Source organism: Rothia nasimurium (assembly GCF_928392795.1).
In the GTDB taxonomy this organism is placed as follows: Bacteria; Actinomycetota; Actinomycetes; order Actinomycetales; family Micrococcaceae; genus Rothia; species Rothia nasimurium_F.
This window is the reverse complement of record NZ_CAKMTJ010000001.1, coordinates 274,767-294,499: the sequence shown is the minus strand read 5'-3', so window position 1 is coordinate 294,499 and position 19,733 is coordinate 274,767. Positions and strand designations below refer to the sequence as shown.

Here is a 19,733-nt window from a genome sequence, read left to right as displayed (position 1 = left end):
CTTCCCAGCCTACCAAATTACTAAGCAGGGTTGCTTATATGAAGCCGGGTAGACTAGGGGCGAAAACCCCACCCTTTCGCACCAGAAATGAGAGTGACATGGCAGAAGCCGTCAATACCCCGCACATTGCTCCGAACGGCGCTGAAATTGCCGAAACCATCCTGCTGCCCGGCGACCCGCTGCGCGCCAAGTTCATTGCCGATACCTACCTTGAGAACGTCGTGCAGTTCAACACCGTACGCAACATGTTCGGCTTCACCGGCGACTACAAGGGCCAGCGCATTTCGGTCATGGGCACCGGCATGGGCATCCCTTCGGCCAGCCTCTACGCCCACGAACTCATTCACACCTTTGGCGTGAAGAACCTGATCCGTATCGGCACCTGCGGTGGCATGGCTGAGGGCCTTGACCTTTTTGATCTAGTCGTGGCCTCAGCAGCTTCGACCGATTCCAACTTCATGCACCACTACAAGCTCCCCGGCACCTTTGCCCCCACCGCATCCTGGCCCCTGCTGTCGGCTGTGGCCAAGGAGGCCGAGGCCCAGGGCAAGACCCTCAACGTGGGTAACGTGCTGTCTTCTGACGTTTTCTACCGCTCTGATTTCTCTGACGCCTCTAAGTGGGCTGAGATGGGTGTGCTGGCTGTTGAGATGGAAACCGCCGGTATCTACGCTGTGGCTGCCGCCGCCGGTGTGCAGGCCCTCTCTGTTTTCACTGTCTCAGACCACCTCTTCAAGGGTGTTGAGACTACCGCCGAGCAGCGTCAGACCGCTTTCACCGACATGATGGAGCTCGTCCTGCCCGTCGCTGCCAGCCTCTAACTTTTCTGTCAGGACGCCCACGCCCCGCTCCCCTGCCCACCGGCAGGAGGGCGGGGCGCGACTGTTCCTAACCAGGGTTTATCGACTATGGTCGATAAACTTCTCCTTTTTGAAGTTTTTGTCGACTATAGTCGATAGGCTTCACGCGCCCAGTGAAACCTGCCCCGTAGCAGCTGCTCTGCCCTAAAATAGAGGGCAGTATGTCTAGTTCAGATTCTTCCCGCACCCCCGCCCCCTCGTTGTCTGCCATCGCCGCTGCCATGCACAGCGCGGGCGTCCGCGCTTCCGAGCCCGCCGAACCCCAGCCTGCCAAAAAGCGCAGCGGCAGGGGGAAGCAGGCGTCCGAATCTCGTGAGGGGAAGGACGCTCCCGCCCGCTCCCAGCGTCGCGTCCGCAGCTCAGCACCCCGGGGCAAGCAGGGCGGGAAGAAACCGAACCAGCGCCGCCCTTACACCCCGCTGATTCCCGAAAAAATCACCTACCCCGAGGCCCTGCCCGTCTCTGCCCGCAGGGACGACATCATGGCAGCTATCCGCGACAACCAGGTCACCATCGTCGCGGGTGAAACAGGCTCGGGTAAGACCACCCAGCTCCCCAAGATGCTCCTTGAACTGGGGCTGGCAGAAAAGGGCATGATTGGCCATACCCAGCCCCGCCGTCTGGCCGCCCGATCGGTGGCTGAACGCATCGCCGAAGAACTGGGGCAGACAATCGGCGAAACGGTGGGCTACCAGGTGCGCTTCACCTCAGAGGTGGGTGAAGGCTCCGCTATCAAGCTCATGACCGACGGTATTCTGCTGGCCGAAATTCAGAACGACCGGCTGCTACGCCAGTACTCGGCCATCATCATTGATGAGGCTCACGAGCGTTCCCTCAACATTGACTTCATTCTGGGCTACCTCAAGCGCATTATGCCGCAGCGCCCCGACCTGAAAATCGTCATTACCTCAGCCACCATCGACCCCGAGCGTTTCGCCCGCCATTTCTCCCCCAGCTTTGTGCCCGGTGTCGGCATCGTCGATGACAGCCTCAGTGCCGAAGAAAAAGAAATCGCCGAGGCAACCCTGCCCGACGATGCCCCGCCTATCATCGAGGTCTCCGGGCGCACCTACCCGGTTGAGATCCGCTACCGGCCCCTCAGCGAACCCCGCACCGGCGACGGCGGGGAAGACGAGGCGGACGCCGGTGACGGCCTCGAGGACGACGACCGCGACCCGATTGAGGGCGTGCTTGACGCCATCCGGGAGCTTTCTGAAGAAGCCCCCGGCGACATTCTGATTTTCTTCTCGGGCGAGCGTGAAATCCGCGACGCGGCCGACGCTATCGAGGATATGGTGCGATCCACCCGCCGCCTGGCCGACTACGAGGTGCTGCCCCTCTACGCCCGCCTGTCGATGGCTGAGCAGCACAAGGTTTTCAAACCCGGTGGCCGGCCCCGTATCGTACTGGCAACCAACGTGGCTGAAACCTCCCTGACCGTGCCCGGTATCAAGTACGTGATCGATACCGGTACCGCCCGTATCTCGCGCTACTCCGCGCGGACCAAGGTGCAGCGCCTGCCCATCGAGCGTATTTCGCAGGCCTCAGCCAATCAGCGTTCGGGCCGTTGTGGCCGTGTCTCTGACGGTATCGCCATCCGCCTCTACTCCGAAGAGGACTTCCAGGCCAGGGCCGAGTTCACCGACCCCGAGATTCTCCGCACCAACCTGGCCGCGGTCATTCTGCAGATGACCGCAATCGGCGTGGTTAAGTCCCCCGCCGATATTGAGAAGTTCCCCTTCGTTCAGCCGCCCGAAACCCGCGCTATCAACGACGGCGTTAACCTGCTGCGCGAGCTAGGAGCTCTTGCTACCCCCGGCCGTGAGGGTGCGGACGCCCTCCCCCGCGATACGCGCGGGGCACGCGGTAGAGGGGGGCGGCGTCCGTCCTCACCGCTGACTGCGGCCGGACGGGCTATGGCAGCCCTGCCGGTTGACCCCCGCCTGGCCCGCATGATCGTTGAGGGCTCTAAACGCGGGGTTGCCAAGGAAATTATGGTGTTGGCTGCTGCCCTGACCATTCAGGACCCCCGCGAACGCCCCGCCGAGCACCGGGGCGAGGCCGATTCCCTGCACGCCCGCTATAAGGATGAGAAGTCAGACTTCACCTCCTATCTGCTGCTGTGGCAGTACATCAACGAAAAGCAGGCAGAGCTGTCGTCGAGCCAGTTCCGTAAGATGTGCCACCGGGAGTATCTGAACTTCCTGCGGATTCGGGAGTGGCAGGATCTCTTTGCCCAGCTGCGGGAGATTGGCCGCTCGGCCGGTATTACGGTTGAGGGCGGGCGCGATATTGACCCGGCTGCCAGTGAGACCGAGGTGCACAAGTCACTGCTCTCAGGTCTGCTGTCACATATCGGCATGCAGGATGAGCAGAACCGCCACGAGTACCGGGGGGCGCGCGGAACCCGCTTCGCGATTTTCCCGGGCTCTGCCCTCTTTAAGAAGAATCCGGTCTGGCTGGTATCTGCTGAGCTGGTAGAGACGTCCCGCCTGTGGGCGCGCGTGAACGCGCAGATTGAGCCCGAGTGGGTGGAAGAGTTGGCTGGTCCCCTGCTCAAGCACTCTTATTCTGACCCTCACTGGTCTGCCCGCCAGGGTTCGGTGCTGGCTCATGAGAAGGTCACTCTCTTTGGGCTGCCTATCATTGCCGACCGGCGTATCCAGTACTGGCGGGTTGACCCGGTAGCTGCCCGCGAGATTTTCATTCAGTCTGCCCTGGTAGAGGGCGATTGGCAGACCCGCCACCGCTTCTTTGCCCGCAATCAGAAGGCTCTGGCTGAGGTTGAGGAGCTTGAGGCTCGTCTGCGCCGCCGCGACCTGCGGGTCGATGACGCTGTCCTCTTCGACTTCTATAACGCCCGCATACCCGAGCACGTTGTCTCTGAGCGCCACTTTGACCGCTGGTGGAAGGAAGAGCGCCGGGTCAATGAGCATCTGTTGGATTTCACCCCCGAAAACCTGATCGACGAAGAGGCCGCCGATTACGACGAGTCCCTCTTCCCCCGCACCTGGACTGCCCGCACCTCCGGCGGGGAGCTGGCCCTTGACCTGCGCTACGAGTACGCCCCCAGCGTGCAGATTGGTGGGGTGCGCTCGTCTCAGACGCAGACGGACGGCATCGCGGTGCAGGTTCCGGTGCTCTTCTTAGGGCAGCTTGAACCGGCTCCTTTTGAGTGGCTGATTCCGGGTCTGCGGGAGGAGCTGGTGACGGCCCTGATTAAGTCCCTGCCCAAGCAGATTCGCAAGAATTTTGTTCCGGCACCGGACGTTGCCCGCCAGGCCGTCGAGAAGCTCAACGCCGACTACTCCCCCGCTACCGACTCGCTCACTGAGTCCCTGGCCCTGGTGCTGCGCCGCCTGCGGGGGCACGTGGTAGACCCGGTCGAGTTTAATTGGGAGGCTGTGCCCGAGCACCTGCGCTTTACCTTCCAGGTGCGCAACCACCAGAACAAGATTCTGGGTGAGGGTAAGGACCTGGTTGAACTCCAGGGGATTCTGCACGCTGAGATTCGTTCCGCCCTGGCAGCTTCTCTGGGCGCAAGCCCCGAGACCATGGGCAAGATGGCGGCTCTTGCTGCAGGTAAGAAGGGGGGCCAGGACGCCGGTAGCAAGTCGGTGCCCCCTGCAGCTCCCAGCACCGCTGGTAGCGCCGTGCCCTGGGCCAAGGGGGCCCAGGCGTCCGCCCCGGTGGGCCCCGGCAGCAAGGCCGTGCGGGAAGTCTCGGGCCTAACCGACTGGCCGGAGCAGGATCTCCCCCGCAAGGTCGAGCGCGTCATTGCTACCCAGACGGTGGCAGGCTACCCGGCCCTGGTGGATGAGGGGGCGTCCGTTGCTGTGCGGATCTTCCCCACCGAGGCTGAAGCTACCCGAGCCCAGCGCGGGGGCGTGATTCGCCTGCTCAAACTCAATACTCCCTCGCCCGAGCGCTACGTCTCGGAGCACCTGAACAACCGCGAAAAACTGGTCTTTACGCAAAACCCCCACGGGTCAATTGAAGCCCTCATTAGTGACTGCACGGTAGCTGCTATTGACCAGCTGGTACCCGCTACCCCGCCTTTTACCAGGGCGGAGTACACTGCCCTGTTCAATAGCGTGCGGGCTGATCTCATTGACACGGTCTTCGTGATGACCAAGCTAGTTGCCGATATTCTGTCGGAAACAGCTAAGGTTCAGAAGCTCATTAAGAAGTCCACCTCGCTTGCTGTCATTCACGCCATGAGCGACATGAAGAGCCAGCTGGAGAACCTGGTCTACCCGGGGTTTGTAACCGAGACCGGTGCGGTTCAGCTACACCATCTGCCCCGCTACCTCAAGGCGATCTCCAAGCGCATTGAAAAGTTGGGGCCCAACGTCAACCGGGATAACCAGCTCATGCTGACCGTGCAGGAACTTGAGGACGCCTACGATAAGGCCGTGCAGTCCCTGCCAGGGGGCACGGTGCCGACTCCCGAGCTGGAGCAGGTGGGCTGGATGATTGAGGAACTGCGCGTCAGCTTCTTCGCCCAGGAACTCGGCACCGCCTACACGGTCAGTGAGAAGCGGGTGGCTAAGGCCCTGCGCGAAGCCATGGAGGCTATCAAGAACGCCTAGGCCCGCCCGTCCCTTGCCCTAGGTACCATCTAAATCAGAAAAACCCACCTCGTTGGTGGGTTTTTCCGATTTTCCTGGTCATTTCTCGCTTCTAGTTGTTCTCGGGTGCATCGGGAAAGAAAATATCCTCGATCCGGCACCCGAAGACTTCAGCGAGCTGGAAGGCCAGGGGCAAGGACGGGTCGAAACGTCCTTTTTCAATTGAGATGACGGTCTGGCGTGACACTCCGAGCACGTCGGCGAGCTGCTGCTGAGAGTAGCCCCGCTCAGCGCGTAGTTCTTTGAGCTGGTTCTGCACGGGCTATGCACCCTTACGCTTGTAGACCTGGTAGCTCACAAGGAAGACCAGCATGGCCAGCACGGTGACGGACGCCAGCAGAAGGGACGGCGATACCTGCCAGTCGAAGATAGCGAAAGCCCCGGCACCCAGCCCCATCACTGCAATCATGAGGTGAAAGGTAGTTTCCGCTGCCTTTCCGTACCAGTGGTTTTCGATGCTGGATTCTGGGTTGCGGGTGGTTCCTTTAACGGTGTTTCGGTCGACCAAAACTACCCAGAAGGTGGCGGCTAACACCGGAATAAAAGCTAACGAGGCAACCGGCACCCACCACCAGGTGACCTGCTCAGAACTAATGACAATAATGCCCCAGGCCAGTAGCTGGGCCAGTGCAGTTGCACCCAGAATACTGACAAGTATCAGGGTTGCTTGGCTACCACCGAAGCGAGAACGGCCCCAGGTGCTTTGGGTCTTGTCGATGCTCATGCTATCTCCTTATGTAAAGGTTACTTTACAGTTGATGTGAAATAAACTTTACATACAGGCGCGAAGCTATGTCAAACACACTTTACTTATTTTTAGGCCGTCGGCCCCTACGCCCCAGACACTCAGCCACTACACCAGAAAAGACCATCTAAATCAGAAAAACCCACCTAGTTGGTGGGTTTTTCTGATTTAGATGGTACCTACCTGGCGGAGGGGGCTAGGAAGCTACCGAGTCGCCGTAGCCCAGCTCGGTCAGGGCTGCCCGCAGCTTTTCAGCAGCCTCATCCATGGCAGCCGCATCGGGGTTACGGTTAGCCTGCTCGAAGGTGAACTCGCTCTGGTCAACAGCGGGCCACACATGAATATGGGTATGGGGCACATCAAAACCGGCAATAATCATGCCCACGCGGGTGGGGTCAAAAGCCTTCATCAGACCCTTCGATACCTTCTGAGCCACATCAAAGAGGTGGGCAGAGAGCTCCTCGGGTAGGTCAACCCAGTGGTCAATCTCAGCCTTGGGAACCACCAGAGTGTGGCCGTACTGGAAGGGCTCGATGGTCAAGAAGGCAACTGCCTGCTCGTCCTCCCAGATAAAACGGCCGGGCAGTTCTCGGTTAATAATCTTGGTAAAAACAGTGCTCATGGGCTTACTCCTAAATCTCTACAGACTGGCCGGGGGCCAGGTACTCAAAGGTGGTGCCGTACTTCTGACCAAAGTTGGTTGCATGGCCAATAATCATGTTTCGACCGTTTTCGGCAAGCAGTGAATCATGAATCTGGAAGGCCCGCGGAGCGCGCACAGCGATAATGAAGTCAATAACCTCCTGGATCTTGTTCCAGGGAGCATGAATCGGCACCAGCAGAGTGCCCACCTCAATGCCGTGGGGCACCACAAAAGAATCCCCCGGGTGGAAGAGATTATCGTCAATCAGGTAGCCCACGTTATCGATCACCGGTAGCAGGGGGTGAATGACAGCGTGGTTGCCACCGAAGGTTTTGATAGAGAAGGACGAGAGAGTCAGCTCCCCATCAGCTTCCACTGACTTTGCAAGAGCCTCGGGCAGGGCCGCAAGAACGGTATCAATGACAGCGGCGGGGGCGTGAATGGTGGCCTGCGGGTTTTCTCGCAGAAAAGCAACCACCTTGCCCTCATCGAAGTGATCGGGGTGCACGTGGGTGACCAGAATATGGTGGGCCCCGTCCAGCGCCTGCTCGACCTCGGAGAAGTTTCCGGGGTCGAGCACCAGCACGGCGCCGTCCTTTTCGAGCCTGACGCAGGAGTGGGTGTATTTCGTAAGTTTCATACCTACCACCCTAGTAGCTCCCACCACAGTCAGACTAGTTGGAGCTGACGGTTTCTTTCTGCTGAACACATACGCTGTTACCTGAAAACGTTGTTTTTCGCCCCGCGCGAGGGCCGTTTCTGCCCAGGGAAACCTGGTGTACAGTAGGCACAGAGAGAGACCGATTTTAGACGAGGGAATGACCCGTGAACACCAACTCAGCGTCGTCAGCCAGCAAGCCCACCGAAATTCGCAACACTAAACAGCGCCGGGCAGTCACCGCAACCCTCGAAACCCTCGAAGACTTTATTTCTGCTCAAGACCTGCACCAGCTCATGCTCTCGCGCGGTGATAAGGTGTCGCTGGCAACCACCTACCGTCTCTTGCAGTCCATGGTGGGCACCGGTGAGGTAGAGGCCCTCAAGACCGAGGACGGCGAAGCTATCTACCGCCGCTGCGACTCTGAGCACCACCACCATCACCTGCTCTGCCGTATCTGTGGGGCTGCCCGGGAATTTGAGATTCCCGAGCTTGAAGAGCTAGCCCTGGCGATTGCGGCAAAGAACGGCTACACCGAGGTCAAGCACGTCATTGAGATTACCGGGGTCTGCGCTAACTGCTCTGCCCATCAGCAGGGCTAGGTGCTACTGCGGCTTCAGATGAGCGGACGCGCCCCGAGGCTGAATAGCGTTGGCGGACGGCTCGCACCAGGCGGCAGACCACGAAGATGAGGAAGGACAGGGTGGTCACGTAGGGGCTGATAGGCAGGGAGCCTGCCAGGGCCAGGAGAATACCGCCCACCATGGCTGTTTCTGCAAAGAGCACTGAAAGAATCAGGGCGCGCAGGGGTGAGGCTGTGATTTGCAGGGCTGCCGCTGCCGGGGTAATCAGCAGGGCCAGAACCAGCAGGGAGCCCACCACCTGCACCGACAGAGCTGTGGCAATACCCAGCACAATCATGAAAGCAATGGAAAGAGCCTTCAGCGGCACTCCCTTGGCTGAGGCGACCACCGGGTCAAGCGAGGCGAACATGAGCGGCCGCCACATGATGGCCAGGGCCGCAATAATCACTACCCCACCGATGATCATAGAGGTCAGCTGGGCAGAGTCAACAGAAACAATCTGACCGGTCAGTAGCGAGAACTTGTTCGCTGCCCTGCCCGAGTAGAGGGAGAGGAAGAGGATTCCCAACCCCAGACCAAAGGGCATCAGGGCACCGATGATTGAATCGTTTTCGTGGGCCCGGGCGCCCATCAGGGCAATCAGCAGGGCAGAGATAATGGAGCCGACCAGGGAACCGGTGACCACGTTATAGCCCAGGAGCAGGAAGAGGGCAGCTCCGGCAAAAGACATCTCGGCGATGGCGTGCACCGCAAAAGCGTGACGGCGGAGCATCACAAAGAGCCCTACAAAGCCACCGATAACACCCAAGATAGCCCCGGCGATAATGGACTGGCTCAGCAGGGCCACCAGCTCACCGTAGCGGTCAAAGACAAAGACCTTGCCCATAAAGTCCGCAAAAGTCATCGGTTATCTACCCCTTTCACGGGTGCAAGTAGCTGGGGGTGGTCGGTTTCCAGGGCGCAGTGGTGCTCCCCGTGCTCGCCGCCCACCACCACGTAGCGGCCGTTGGTCTGTATCACCGATACCGGGGTCTGGTAGAGGTCGGTGAGCACCTCGCTCCGCATGACCTGCTCCACCGACCCCACGGTGAAGCGTCCTCCCGCGAGGTAGAGCAGGCGGTCTACATGGTCGATAATGGGGTTGATCTCGTGGGTCACGAAAACGACTGTAGCCCCGTGATCCCGGTTATAGCGGTGAATCAGGTCTGAGACGGCGTACTGGTGGTTGAGGTCCAAAGAAAGCAGGGCCTCATCTGCCAGGATAATCTTGGGGTCATTGGCAAGGGCCTGGGCGATACGCAGGCGCTGCTGCTCGCCGCCCGATAGAAGCCCCACCGGCACGTTGGCGTAGTCGCTGGCACCGACCGCATCGAGCAGGGAGTCAACCTTCTCCCGGTAGGCCCGGTTCTTCATACGGAAGCCCCAGCGGTGGCCGTCCACTCCCAGCCCCACAAAATCGCGGGCCCGCAGGGGCATCTCGGTACCAATTGCCTTCTGCTGGGGAATGTAGCCGACGCCGGGGTTCCCCAGGCGGGCAGGGGCACCCAGAACCGAAATTTTGCCGGCGCTCAGCTGGGTCAGACCCAAAATGACCTTGATAAAGGTCGATTTGCCCGAGCCGTTGGGCCCCAGGACGGCAAAATATTCGCCCTGTTCCACGGTGAGGTTGAGGTCCTGCCACAGGGTACGGTGGCCAAAGGAAAGCCCGCCCCCGGTCACCGTAAGGGCGGGGGCGAGCTGGGTAGAAGAGTGAGCCATAGGCTTTATGCTACTGCCTTTTCTAGGTTGTCGATGTTCTGGGTCATCCAGTCCACGTAGCCGGTATTCTCGGGCAGGGTCTCGGTGAAGGAGACACTGGCAACTCCGGCTTCCTGGGCGAAGGTATAGATTTCGGTGGTCTGGGCGGTCTGGGTCTGCTCGTTGAAGGCCAGCAGGTCGATACTGCCGCCGGTGAGGGCGTCTTTGGCTTCCTGCAGGGTCAGGGGGGCGATATCGCTTTCGCTATCGACCGCTGCGGTCAAATCTGCCGGGGTGGAGTCGGTGAAACCGGCGTCCTCCAGCATGTAGCCCGAGACCGGCTCGGTTGCCAGGTAGGTACGTTCTTCGGTGTCGATAGCCTTGAGACGGTCAAGTAGCTGGTCAGCGTCGGTGGAGAAGGTTGCAGCGGCGCTGGTGTAGGCGTCCGCGTTGGCGGGGTCGAGCTCAGCCAGGTCGGCTGCCACCTGATTAGCTACCTTCTTCATGGTGTCCAGGTCGTACCAGACGTGCTCGTTGTAGGAGTGCACGTGGTCAGAGTGGTCTTCACCGGTGGTGCTGTGCTCTTCTGCCATGTGGGCCAGGTCGTCGGCGCTAAAGAGGCCCGAGAGTTCTACCGCGTTCACCACAATCTGGTCGGGGTTATCGGTGCCGGCCATTTCGGTGAGGAAGGTATCGTAGCCGCCGCCGTTGACGACAACCAGGTCAGCGTCTTTCACGGTCAGGCGGTCCTGGCTGGTGGCTTCGTAGGAGTGGGGGTCCACAGCGGTTGAGGCGATGAGCGGGGTGACCTCTACTTTATCGCCGCCGACTGCCGCCACCACATCGGCATAGACGTCGGTGGTGGTGACGACCTGCAGGGTTCCGTCGTTTGAGGACGAGGACGCGCTCGTCCCGCTTGACCCGCAAGCAGAGAGGGCCAGCGCCGATATGGCAAGCAGTGAGACGGTGGGGAAAATCTTTCGCATGGCGCTGTCCTTTGGTACGCAGTAAGGGATAGGGCTTCTGCCAGCCTACTCCTTTCTGCGAACGGTTCGCAAATAAAAAGTACGTACACCGCATCACACCCGCGCCCCGCTAGGAATATAAGGACGCCCGTCCTACCTTCCCTGCCACGGGGCAGGAAAGGCGAGGCGGGCGTCCGCGCACCGGCAGAAACCGGTAGCTAGCTAGAGGAAACTAGTCGGCGCTGTGCTTTGAAGCGGCCTCCTCGCGGCGGCGTACGTGCTCCTGGGTGGTGTCCTTAATTTCACCGACCAGTTCTTCGAGGATGTCTTCCAAGAAGAGCACGCCAACACTCTGCCCTTGGGCGTCAACCACGTGGGAGAGGTGGGCCCGGTTTCGCTGCATGGTGGCAAGAGCCTCATCGATTTCGGTTTCGGGCTTGACGATCGACATCTGACGTAGCTTAGACCAGGCAATGGGCTGGTCCATGCGATCAGCCTCGTAGACCAGGGCGTCCTTGATGTGCAGGTAGCCCATGTAGGTGCCGTCTTGCTCGTCCTTCATCACGAAGCGGGAGTAGCCGGTGTGGGCAACAGCCTTTTCCAGCTCAGCGGGCGTACAGGGGAAGTTCATGGTAACCAGCTGGTCACCGGGCACCATAATCTCAGCAACGGTCTTCGAGCTGAACTCCAGGGCGCCAGACAGCACGCCGGAGCCATCGTCCACGGTTCCCTCTGCGGTTGATTGAGCCACAATGCTTTGAAGCTCATCAAGGGTGAAGGTTGAGGCCACCTCAGCCTTAGGTTCCACCTTCATCAGGCGCAGGGTATGGTCGGCAATCCAGTTGAGGAAGCCCACCAGGGGCTTGAGCACCCGCGAGACCGTGACCAGGGGCGGGGCAATCCACAGGGCAACGCCCTGGGCAGCCAGCGATACCGCCATATTCTTGGGCACCATCTCACCGAAGATAACGTGCAGGTAGGTCACCAGGATCAGCGCGAATGCAAAGCCTACAGCGCTAGCCACCTCGTAAGGGATGCCCCAGCTTTCCAGGGGTGCAGACACCAGGTGGTGCAGGGCGGGCTCTGAAACATTCAGAATCAGCAGGGAGCAGACGGTAATACCCAGCTGGCAGGTAGCCAGCATGAGCGAGACGTTCTCCAGCGCATAAAGTACGGTGACCGCGCGCTTATTACCGGTCTCAGCCAGCGGCTCAATCTGGGAGCGGCGGGTCGACATAATGGCGAACTCACCGGCCACGAAAAAGGCATTACCGGCAAGGAGCACAAAGAGCAGGGCGATAGCTACCCAGTCGTTCATCGGGCCCCCTCCTTTCGAGCGGCGAGGTCATCTGTGGTGAGGGCTTCGGGAATAAAGCGGATGCGGTCAACCCGGCGCTGTTCCATCTTTTCTACGCGCAGGCGTCCGCCCTCAACGGGCACCACGTCGCCGGTTTCGGGAACTCGGCCCAGGTGGTCCATCATGAAGCCGCCCATGGTTTCGTAGGCGGGGTCATCATCCACATCGAGGGTGCCGATGTAGTCCTTGACCTCGTCGGGGCGGAGCAGGCCCGAGAAAATGTAGTCGCCATTGCCCACGCGCAGGGGGCGTTCGTCGAAGGAGTTGGTGTCGTGTTCATCGGAGACTTCACCCACGATTTCTTCAACCAGGTCTTCAAGAGTGGTGATGCCGGCCGTGCCACCGTACTCGTCGAGCACCACGGCAAGCTGTAGGGCGCCCTCTCGCAGCTGCATGAGCAGGGAGTCCAGGTGCACGGTTTCGGGCACCTGCAGCACGTCCTCCATGAGCGTTCCGGCTTCCAGCGTGTCGCGCTTATCGAGGGGAAGGCCCACAGCTTTCTTCACGTGCACGACGCCCACGATGTTGTCTTGGTCTTCCCGGTAGAGGGGGAAGCGGGAGTGGCCGGTGGTGCGGGCCAGCTCGATGACGTCGCTGACAGGGGCTGTATCTTCGAGCATGATGACCTTACGGCGCGGGGTCATGACGTCGGCTGCGGTGAGTTCGGCGAAGGAGAGGGTCTTATCGACGAAGCGGGCGGTGTCGGAGTCCAGGGTGCCCAGGTCGGCTGAGCGGCGCACCATTGAAGAAAGCTCTTCGGGTGAACGGGCTGCCGAGAGTTCTTCCTTAGCTTCCATACCGAAGCGGTGGAGTACCCAGTTTGCTGACCCGTTCGCGGTGCGGACGATGGGGCCCATCACCTTAGTGAAGAGCAGCTGGGCCGGGGCCAGGGTTCGGGCCACGCGGTAGGGCTCGGCAATCGCCAGGTTCTTGGGCACCAGCTCGCCGATAATCATGGAGAGCAAGGTTGCAATACCCATAGAGAAAATCAGGGTGAGCGCCGAGGCCACAGAGGGGGCCAGCCCCCAGGACGCGATGGTGTCGCCGGCTAGGGCGTTGATACCGCTGTCGAGGGTGTAACCGGTAAGCAGGGTGGTGATGGTGATACCCAGCTGGCAGCTTGATAGCTGGGTTGAGAGGGACTTGAGGCAGGCAAGCACCCGTTCGCCTGCGGCGTCTCCCCTATCAATTTCTTGCTGGACCTTGGACTGATCAAGGGCTACCAGCGAAAATTCTACGGACACGAAGAAGCCGGTACCCAGAATCAGGGCAAAACCGATGAGAAGCAGGAGCCATTCCATGGTTTAGACTCTCACCGCCTGCTGGGCTAGGTGCGTCTGTTCTAGGGTACGGACGCCCGTGGTCTGGTGTAGGGGTTCTATGCGCCTAGGCGCTCGTGAGGGCTGCGAGCTTGCACAGCAACTAGAAGGGTCTTCCATAGTGGTCAATTCTAGCGAATCTCTAGCGGTTTACTCAGTGGGCCCCCTTTCACCACCTGCGAAACGTGAGCCCATTTATACCGGACAGCACGTACGTGAGATGTCATAGAAAGTAGTGCGTTGGACGAACCCCCAAAACACTTCTAAACTAGACAAAGATATGCGGTACATCACGCGCCCAACGTAGTGTGCGATGCCCGCCCACCTCGTGCCAAAAGCGGTTTTGGCACTCAGCAATCACAAGAGATGGAAGAGGCGTAAGAGAAGTGCCAAACCAGCCAGAACATACGGTTCCCGAAGAGTTCGCGGGTAACGAGTGGCTCGTCGAAGAGCTCTTTGAAAAGTACGAGCAGGACCGCAATTCAGTCGACGAGACATGGTGGCCCCTATTTGACCAGTGGGCAGGCACAACCGGGAGCGCACCTAGCACCCAGCAGGCAAAGGAGCCTGCTGCGGCGTCCGCCCCGACCAGTGAAGTCCCCTCCAAGGCGCCAGTTCCCTCTACCCCCAAGACCCCTGCTCCAGAAGCTGACCCCAAGTCCGCTCCGAAGGCAGCACCCAAGGCAAGCAACCCCTCAGCGACCAAGCCCGCTACCCCGAAGGAAGAACCCGTGAGCGACGCTCCCCAAGAAGACCAGATTGTCACCCTGCGCGGCCCCGCCAAGGCGGTTGCCACCAACATGGATGAGTCACTGAGCGTACCCACTGCAACCACCGTCCGCGCCATTCCCGCCAAGTTGCTGATCGATAACCGCACCGAGATCAACAGCTACCTGGCACGCACCCGAGGCGGCAAGGTCTCCTTCACCCATATCATCGGCTACGCCATTATCCGTGCCCTTGCTGCTTTCCCCTCCATGAACGTCAGCTACGGTGAGGACGCCAAGGGCAAGCCCGCCGCTATCCAGCACGCCCACGTCAACTTTGGCCTGGCCATTGACCTACCCCGCCCCGATGGTTCTCGCAACCTGGTTGTGCCCAACATCAAGGGCGCAGAGAAGCTTTCCTTCTCAGAGTTCTGGGAAGCCTACAACGACATCGTCAAGCGCGGACGCGAGGGCAAGCTCGGCGTTGAAGACTTCGCCGGCACCACCGTATCGCTCACCAATCCCGGCGGTATTGGCACCGTCCACTCCGTCCCCCGTCTCTCTAAGGGCCAGGCGGCCATTATCGGCGCCGGCGCCCTGGATTACCCTGCCGAGTACCGCGGCACCTCAGAAAAGGTCATCGCCCGCAACGGCGTCTCCAAGATTCTGACCCTGACCTCGACCTACGATCACCGAGTTATCCAGGGCGCAGGCTCCGGCGAGTTCCTCAAGATTGTGGAGCACTACCTGCTCGGTGGCGATGGCTTCTACGACCAGATCTTCGAAGACCTGCGCATCCCCTTTGAGCCCGTCCGTTGGGCCCGCGACAACCAGGTCAACCCCGAAGCCGAAATTTCCAAGGTTGCCCGTATCCAGCAGCTCATTCACGCCTTCCGTGTACGCGGCCACCTAGTAGCCCAGACCAACCCCATCGGCTACCAGATGCTCTCCCACCCCGATCTACGCCTGGAAAACTACGGCTTGACCCTCTGGGACCTTGACCGTTACTGGCCCACCGGCGGTTTTGGCGAAAAAGAATCCCTGCCCCTGCGCACCATTCTTGAGCTTTTGCGCGAGGCCTACACCCGCACCCTGGGTGTCGAGTACATGCACATCGAGAATCCCGAAGAGCGCCAGTGGTTCCAGGATCGTTTGGAGCACGGCTACACCAAGCCCTCCCGTGACGAGCAGTTCCGTGTGCTGGGCACCCTGAACGCCGCTGAAGCTTTCGAAACCTTCCTGCAGACCAAGTATCTGGGTCAGAAGCGCTTCTCGCTGGAGGGCGGCGAATCCCTGATTCCTCTGCTTGACTCGGTGATTTCTGAAGCAGCAGACGCTGGCCTGAATGGGGTCGGTATCGGTATGGCCCACCGCGGTCGTCTCAACGTGCTGACCAATATTGCAGGTAAGTCCTACGCCCAGATCTTCCGTGAGTTCGAGGGTCAGATGGATCCCCGCCTGACCGGTGGCTCCGGCGACGTCAAGTACCACCTGGGCACAGAGGGAGTCTTTACCTCCCACAACGGCAACCAGACCCAGGTCTACCTGGCCGCTAACCCCTCCCATCTGGAAGCCGTCAACACCGTGCTTGAGGGTATCGTCCGCGCTAAGCAGGACACCCTGGCTGAACAGGGCATCGGCAACTACCCCGTACTGCCGATCCTGGTTCACGGCGACGCAGCCTTCGCTGGCCAGGGCATCGTGCTAGAAACCCTGCAGATGTCCAAGCTTGAGGGCTACACCACCGGCGGTACCGTACACATCGTGGTCAACAACCAGGTGGGCTTCACCACCACCCCGCGCGATGGTCGCACCGCAACCTACTCCACTGACATCGCCCGCATGATTCAAGCTCCCGTGCTGCACGTGAATGCCGATGATCCCGAGGCCGTCGTCCGCGCAGGCTCCATCGCCTTCGCCTACCGCCAGGCCTTCAACAAGGACGTCGTCATTGACCTGGTCTGCTACCGCCGCCGCGGTCACAACGAAGCAGACGATCCCTCGATGACCCAGCCCAAGATGTACCAGCAGATTGAGGAACTGCCCTCAACCCGCAAGATTTACACCGAAGCCCTGGTCGGCCGCGGCGACATCTCCCAGGACGAGGCCGAGCGTGCTCTGAAGGACTACCAGTCCCGCCTGGAGCAGATTTTCACCGAGACCCACGAGGCCCAGTCGTCCTCCGCTCCCCTAGTCACCGCAGATGCTGCCGCTGTTTCTAACATCGAGCGCCCTGCTGCACAGCAGAATGAGGATTCCGTTCACGTTGCCGGCGAGACCGCTATCTCTGCTGAGACCCTGGCTCAGATTGGCCAGGCCTTCGGCAAAATTCCCGAGGGTTTCACCGTGCACAAGAAGCTCAAGAAGCTGCTTGAACAGCGCGTCAAGATGTCAACCGAGGGCAACATCAACTGGGGCTTCGGCGAGCTTGCTGCCTTCGCCTCCCTCCTGCTGGAAGGCCGCGATGTGCGCCTGACCGGTCAGGACGTCCAGCGCGGCACCTTCGTCCAGCGCCACTCCGTGCTCCACGACTCTCTGACCGACGAAGAGTGGAACCCCCTGGCTAACCTCTCAGAAACCCAGGGTAAGTACTCCATCTACAACTCCCTGCTCTCCGAGTACGGCGTCATGGGCTTCGAGTACGGCTACTCCGTAGAGCGCCCGGACTCCCTGGTGCTCTGGGAGGCCCAGTTCGGCGACTTCGCCAACGGCGCCCAGACCATCGTTGATGAGTTCATCTCGTCAGCAGAGCAGAAGTGGGCCCAGCGTTCCTCACTGGTGCTGCTGCTCCCCCACGGTTTTGAGGGTCAGGGCCCTGACCACTCATCAGCCCGTATGGAGCGTTACCTGCAGCTGTGCGCCGAGAACAACATGACCGTTGCTGTTCCCTCGACCCCGGCTAACCACTTCCACCTGCTGCGCCGCCAGGCCCACTCCCGCCCGCACAAGCCGCTGATCGTTATCACCCCCAAGCAGCTGCTGCGCCTCAAGGCTGCTGCCTCATCGGTTGAAGACTTCACCAGCGGTAGCTTCAAGCCCGTCATCGAGGACCAGGGTAACCTGAACCCCGCTGACGTGACCCGCCTGGTCTTCGTCTCGGGCCGTCTCTACTACGACCTGGAAGCAGAGCGCACCAAGCGCGGCGACAAGAGCACCGCAATTGTGCGAGTCGAGCAGCTCTACCCCCTGCCGTCCGCAGAGATCAAGGAGCAGATTGCTGCCTACCCCAATGCGGAACTGGTCTGGGCCCAGGACGAACCTGCCAACCAGGGCCAGTGGCCCTTCATGGCGGTCAACCTGCTCCCCCAGATTGACTACCGTATGAAGCTGATTTCCCGCCCGGCAGCTGCTTCCCCCGCAGCCGGTACCGGTAAACGTCACCAGCGCGAGCTCGATAACCTCATCTCCGAGGTATTCGACCGCTAGGCTAGGGCTTTGCCCAGCTCTTGTGCCCGGGTCTTGATCTTCAAGACCCGGGCACTGCCCGTTTGCGGTGCGCCCACCGTGCGCTGGCGGGCTCCAGGGTTTAGACTGGTACAGAACGAACGAGACCAACGTTGCGGGGCTACCTAGCCCTCAACCTTGTAGAAAGAAACACGTGGATCAGCGAAAAATTCGACTTGTAGCCGTTGGCGATGATCTGCTCGCAGGCGTCGGGGACCCCCGCACCCTCGGGTGGTTCGGGCGCGTCATGGCACGCACGCCCCAGACCTCTGCCTCCATCTCGGCCTATAACCTAGCAGCTCCCGGAGAAGGCAGTGAACAGCTCAACGCTCGCTGGTTTGAAGAAGCCAGCCGCCGCTTTGCCCAGGGCCACGAAAATCGCCTGGTCATTGCCCCCTCGACCTTCGACATCGACCTGGGCCTCACCAGTGCCCGCTCCCGCCTGAACCTGGCGAATATGGTTGATATGGCCTCCCAGAACAACGTGAAGGTTCTGGTTGTTGGCCCCCCGCCCACTCTCGATGCTGAGCGTAACCGCAAGATTGCCGATCTGTCGGCAGCCTACGCCGATGTGGTGACCCGCCGTAACCACGTCTACGTTGATACCTTCAACCCCCTGCTGCACCATGAGCAGTGGCGCAATGACCTGGCAGCGAATGACGGCCGCCCCGGCCAGTCTGGCTACGGCCTGATTGCCTGGCTGGTCCTGCACCGCGGCTGGTACAACTGGCTTCAGATTTCAGAGCCCGTTTAAGGAAGTCTCTGGCAGGTGCCTGCCCCTGTGACAAACCCGGGGTGTGCAAAGCTAGCCAAGGTATGCGAAAATAGTGAGAAGTGCCTATTCTAAGGTGCTATCGACCATTTGTGCTCCGTTATCCTGACGGGCACTCCACCTTGATCAAGGAGGCTCTCATGAGCAAGCGCGGTCGCAAGCGTAAGGATCGCCGTAAGGGTAGCGCTAACCACGGTAAGCGCCCCAACTCATAAGGCAATCGACAAGGGCCCCTACTCGCAGAAGCGAGCAGGGGCCCTTTGTTATTGGCTAATTAGCTGCCGGGTGCCCTCCGGTATGGATGTCGTCGATGCAGGCACGGATACGGCTTTTGAGGTCGACGGGGGCGGTTTCCTTGCAGGTGCGGCGCACTGCTTGGCGGATGATGCACTCTAGGTCGTATTCCTTGGCGCAGGTTTCACATTCGGCCAGGTGGGCTTGGAGTTCTTCGAGGTCCTGGCAGCTGAGCGGGTCGTCAATGTAGGTGTAGATTTTGGCCAGGCGCTCTTCGCAGGGGGTAGAAGGGCTCGAATTGTGTACGGCGGTCATTGGTGGCTCCTTTCTTAGGCCCTAGCGGTTTGGCGGGCGCCGGCTTTGCCGGTGGTCGTGGTTTTGATGCCGCGCTCGGCGGCGTAGTCGGTGAGTTTGTCTCTGAGCAGTTTGCGGCCGCGGTGCAGGCGGGACATGACGGTGCCGATGGGGGTGTCCATGATTTCGGAAATCTCTTTGTAGGAGAACCCTTCGACATCGGAGTAGTAGACGGCCATGCGGAAGTCTTCGGGGATGGACTGCAGGGCCTCTTTGATGTCGCTGTCGGGCAGGTGGGCAAGGGCTTCGTTTTCCGCAGAGGGTAGGCCCTTGGAGTCGTGAGCTCCAGCCTGGGCTAGCTGCCAGTCTTCGACGGTGTCGGTGTTGGCCTGGTAGGGCTCGCGTTGGCGTTTGCGGTAGACGTTGATGTAGGTGTTGGTGAGGATCCGGTAGAGCCAGGCTTTGAGGTTGGTTCCGGGCTTGTACTGGTGGAAGGCGGAGAAGGCTTTCATGTAGGCCTCTTGGACGAGGTCTTCGGCGTCCTGCGGGTTGCGGGCCATGCGCAGGGCGGCGGCGTAGAGCTGGTCTACGTATAGTAGGGCTTCTCGTTCGAAACGGGCTTTGCGCTCGGCGTCGGTTTCGCGGGAGCGCACATCGGGTTCGTTGCCTTCGGGGGCGAGGACGTCGGTGGTCGGCGCAGGTTCAGTGCTGGGGGCCGGGGGCGTGGCTGTCATTTCCCTCCAGGTGTGCTGTGGTCTTTTGTCTTACTGTACCTGCCAATGG

At 60.4% G+C, this 19,733-nt stretch carries 17 protein-coding genes; 6 read left to right on the top strand and 11 right to left on the bottom strand.

What is annotated here, in order from left to right; genetic code table 11:
* The first annotated feature begins 98 nt into the window (after nt 1-98).
* Nucleotides 99-821, top strand: coding sequence for a purine-nucleoside phosphorylase (deoD, locus tag L6963_RS01275; protein ID WP_237185850.1), 723 nt, complete (start codon nt 99-101; stop codon nt 819-821).
* Nucleotides 822-1,021: 200 nt separating this feature from the next.
* Nucleotides 1,022-5,452 (top strand): ATP-dependent RNA helicase HrpA, encoded by a 4,431-nt coding sequence (gene hrpA, locus L6963_RS01270; RefSeq protein WP_237206338.1) that lies wholly within the window; start codon nt 1,022-1,024, stop codon nt 5,450-5,452.
* Between the two features lie 91 nt (nt 5,453-5,543).
* Here hrpA and L6963_RS01265 read toward each other — a convergent pair whose 3' ends face one another.
* From L6963_RS01265 to L6963_RS01250, 4 genes are all read right to left on the bottom strand, one after another.
* Nucleotides 5,544-5,750 carry a helix-turn-helix transcriptional regulator gene (locus L6963_RS01265; RefSeq protein WP_237206337.1) on the bottom strand — a complete coding sequence of 69 codons (207 nt, stop codon included), beginning with the start codon at nt 5,748-5,750 and terminating at the stop codon, nt 5,544-5,546.
* A gap of 3 nt (nt 5,751-5,753) precedes the next feature.
* Nucleotides 5,754-6,215, bottom strand: a complete 462-nt coding sequence (locus L6963_RS01260) for a hypothetical protein (protein ID WP_237206336.1) — start codon at nt 6,213-6,215, stop codon at nt 5,754-5,756.
* A gap of 217 nt (nt 6,216-6,432) precedes the next feature.
* Nucleotides 6,433-6,858, bottom strand: coding sequence for an HIT family protein (locus tag L6963_RS01255; RefSeq protein ID WP_185174443.1), 426 nt, complete (start codon nt 6,856-6,858; stop codon nt 6,433-6,435).
* 10 nt (nt 6,859-6,868) lie between these two features.
* On the bottom strand, nt 6,869-7,519 hold the full coding sequence (locus L6963_RS01250; RefSeq protein WP_237199488.1) for an MBL fold metallo-hydrolase: 651 nt from the start codon (nt 7,517-7,519) through the stop codon (nt 6,869-6,871).
* Nucleotides 7,520-7,704: 185 nt separating this feature from the next.
* Between L6963_RS01250 and L6963_RS01245 the strand changes: the two genes are divergently transcribed.
* On the top strand, nt 7,705-8,139 hold the full coding sequence (locus tag L6963_RS01245; protein ID WP_237206335.1) for a Fur family transcriptional regulator: 435 nt from the start codon (nt 7,705-7,707) through the stop codon (nt 8,137-8,139).
* On the opposite strand, the gene L6963_RS01240 is transcribed toward L6963_RS01245, so the two are convergent.
* From L6963_RS01240 to L6963_RS01220, 5 genes are all read right to left on the bottom strand, one after another.
* Nucleotides 8,111-9,025 (bottom strand): metal ABC transporter permease, encoded by a 915-nt coding sequence (locus L6963_RS01240; protein WP_237206334.1) that lies wholly within the window; start codon nt 9,023-9,025, stop codon nt 8,111-8,113. The two genes, L6963_RS01245 and L6963_RS01240, sit on opposite strands and share 29 nt — an antisense overlap.
* Nucleotides 9,022-9,879, bottom strand: coding sequence for a metal ABC transporter ATP-binding protein (locus L6963_RS01235; protein WP_237206333.1), 858 nt, complete (start codon nt 9,877-9,879; stop codon nt 9,022-9,024). Before L6963_RS01235 ends, L6963_RS01240 begins: the two co-directional genes overlap by 4 nt.
* A 5-nt stretch (nt 9,880-9,884) precedes the next feature.
* Nucleotides 9,885-10,844, bottom strand: coding sequence for a metal ABC transporter solute-binding protein, Zn/Mn family (locus L6963_RS01230; RefSeq protein ID WP_237206332.1), 960 nt, complete (start codon nt 10,842-10,844; stop codon nt 9,885-9,887).
* A gap of 211 nt (nt 10,845-11,055) precedes the next feature.
* Nucleotides 11,056-12,141 (bottom strand): hemolysin family protein, encoded by a 1,086-nt coding sequence (locus L6963_RS01225; protein ID WP_237185839.1) that lies wholly within the window; start codon nt 12,139-12,141, stop codon nt 11,056-11,058.
* On the bottom strand, nt 12,138-13,481 hold the full coding sequence (locus L6963_RS01220; RefSeq protein WP_237204545.1) for a hemolysin family protein: 1,344 nt from the start codon (nt 13,479-13,481) through the stop codon (nt 12,138-12,140). The genes L6963_RS01225 and L6963_RS01220 overlap by 4 nt, the downstream gene beginning before the upstream one ends.
* Nucleotides 13,482-13,885: 404 nt before the next feature.
* On the opposite strand from L6963_RS01220, the gene L6963_RS01215 reads away from it, so the two are divergent.
* The 3 genes from L6963_RS01215 (at nt 13,886) to L6963_RS11855 (ending at nt 18,637) form a co-directional block, all read left to right on the top strand.
* Complete coding sequence (locus tag L6963_RS01215; RefSeq protein WP_237206331.1) at nt 13,886-17,632, top strand: multifunctional oxoglutarate decarboxylase/oxoglutarate dehydrogenase thiamine pyrophosphate-binding subunit/dihydrolipoyllysine-residue succinyltransferase subunit; 3,747 nt, start codon at nt 13,886-13,888, stop codon at nt 17,630-17,632.
* Nucleotides 17,633-17,804: 172 nt separating this feature from the next.
* On the top strand, nt 17,805-18,404 hold the full coding sequence (locus L6963_RS01210) for a GDSL-type esterase/lipase family protein (protein WP_135011505.1): 600 nt from the start codon (nt 17,805-17,807) through the stop codon (nt 18,402-18,404).
* 158 nt (nt 18,405-18,562) lie between these two features.
* Nucleotides 18,563-18,637 (top strand): 50S ribosomal protein bL37, encoded by a 75-nt coding sequence (locus tag L6963_RS11855; protein ID WP_371300742.1) that lies wholly within the window; start codon nt 18,563-18,565, stop codon nt 18,635-18,637.
* Nucleotides 18,638-18,692: 55 nt separating this feature from the next.
* On the opposite strand, the gene rsrA is transcribed toward L6963_RS11855, so the two are convergent.
* A complete protein-coding gene (gene rsrA, locus L6963_RS01205; protein WP_237199789.1) occupies nt 18,693-18,971 on the bottom strand; it encodes a mycothiol system anti-sigma-R factor in 279 nt (92 codons plus the stop codon).
* Between the two features lie 14 nt (nt 18,972-18,985).
* A complete protein-coding gene (locus tag L6963_RS01200; protein WP_237185835.1) occupies nt 18,986-19,684 on the bottom strand; it encodes a sigma-70 family RNA polymerase sigma factor in 699 nt (232 codons plus the stop codon).
* Nucleotides 19,685-19,733: the final 49 nt, after the last annotated feature.

Excerpts from the sequence above, each read along its gene's own strand:
- L6963_RS01255 (WP_185174443.1), bottom strand. The coding sequence starts at position 6,858 with ATGAGCACTGTTTTTACCAAGATTATTAACCGAGAACTGCCCGGCCGT.
- L6963_RS01220 (WP_237204545.1), bottom strand. The coding sequence starts at position 13,481 with ATGGAATGGCTCCTGCTTCTCATCGGTTTTGCCCTGATTCTGGGTACC.
- rsrA (WP_237199789.1), bottom strand. The coding sequence starts at position 18,971 with ATGACCGCCGTACACAATTCGAGCCCTTCTACCCCCTGCGAAGAGCGC.
- L6963_RS01200 (WP_237185835.1), bottom strand. The coding sequence starts at position 19,684 with ATGACAGCCACGCCCCCGGCCCCCAGCACTGAACCTGCGCCGACCACC.
- L6963_RS01225 (WP_237185839.1), bottom strand. The coding sequence starts at position 12,141 with ATGAACGACTGGGTAGCTATCGCCCTGCTCTTTGTGCTCCTTGCCGGT.
- L6963_RS01230 (WP_237206332.1), bottom strand. The coding sequence starts at position 10,844 with ATGCGAAAGATTTTCCCCACCGTCTCACTGCTTGCCATATCGGCGCTG.
- hrpA (WP_237206338.1), top strand. The coding sequence starts at position 1,022 with ATGTCTAGTTCAGATTCTTCCCGCACCCCCGCCCCCTCGTTGTCTGCC.
- L6963_RS01250 (WP_237199488.1), bottom strand. The coding sequence starts at position 7,519 with ATGAAACTTACGAAATACACCCACTCCTGCGTCAGGCTCGAAAAGGAC.
- L6963_RS01240 (WP_237206334.1), bottom strand. The coding sequence starts at position 9,025 with ATGACTTTTGCGGACTTTATGGGCAAGGTCTTTGTCTTTGACCGCTAC.
- L6963_RS01235 (WP_237206333.1), bottom strand. The coding sequence starts at position 9,879 with ATGGCTCACTCTTCTACCCAGCTCGCCCCCGCCCTTACGGTGACCGGG.
- deoD (WP_237185850.1), top strand. The coding sequence starts at position 99 with ATGGCAGAAGCCGTCAATACCCCGCACATTGCTCCGAACGGCGCTGAA.
- L6963_RS01260 (WP_237206336.1), bottom strand. The coding sequence starts at position 6,215 with ATGAGCATCGACAAGACCCAAAGCACCTGGGGCCGTTCTCGCTTCGGT.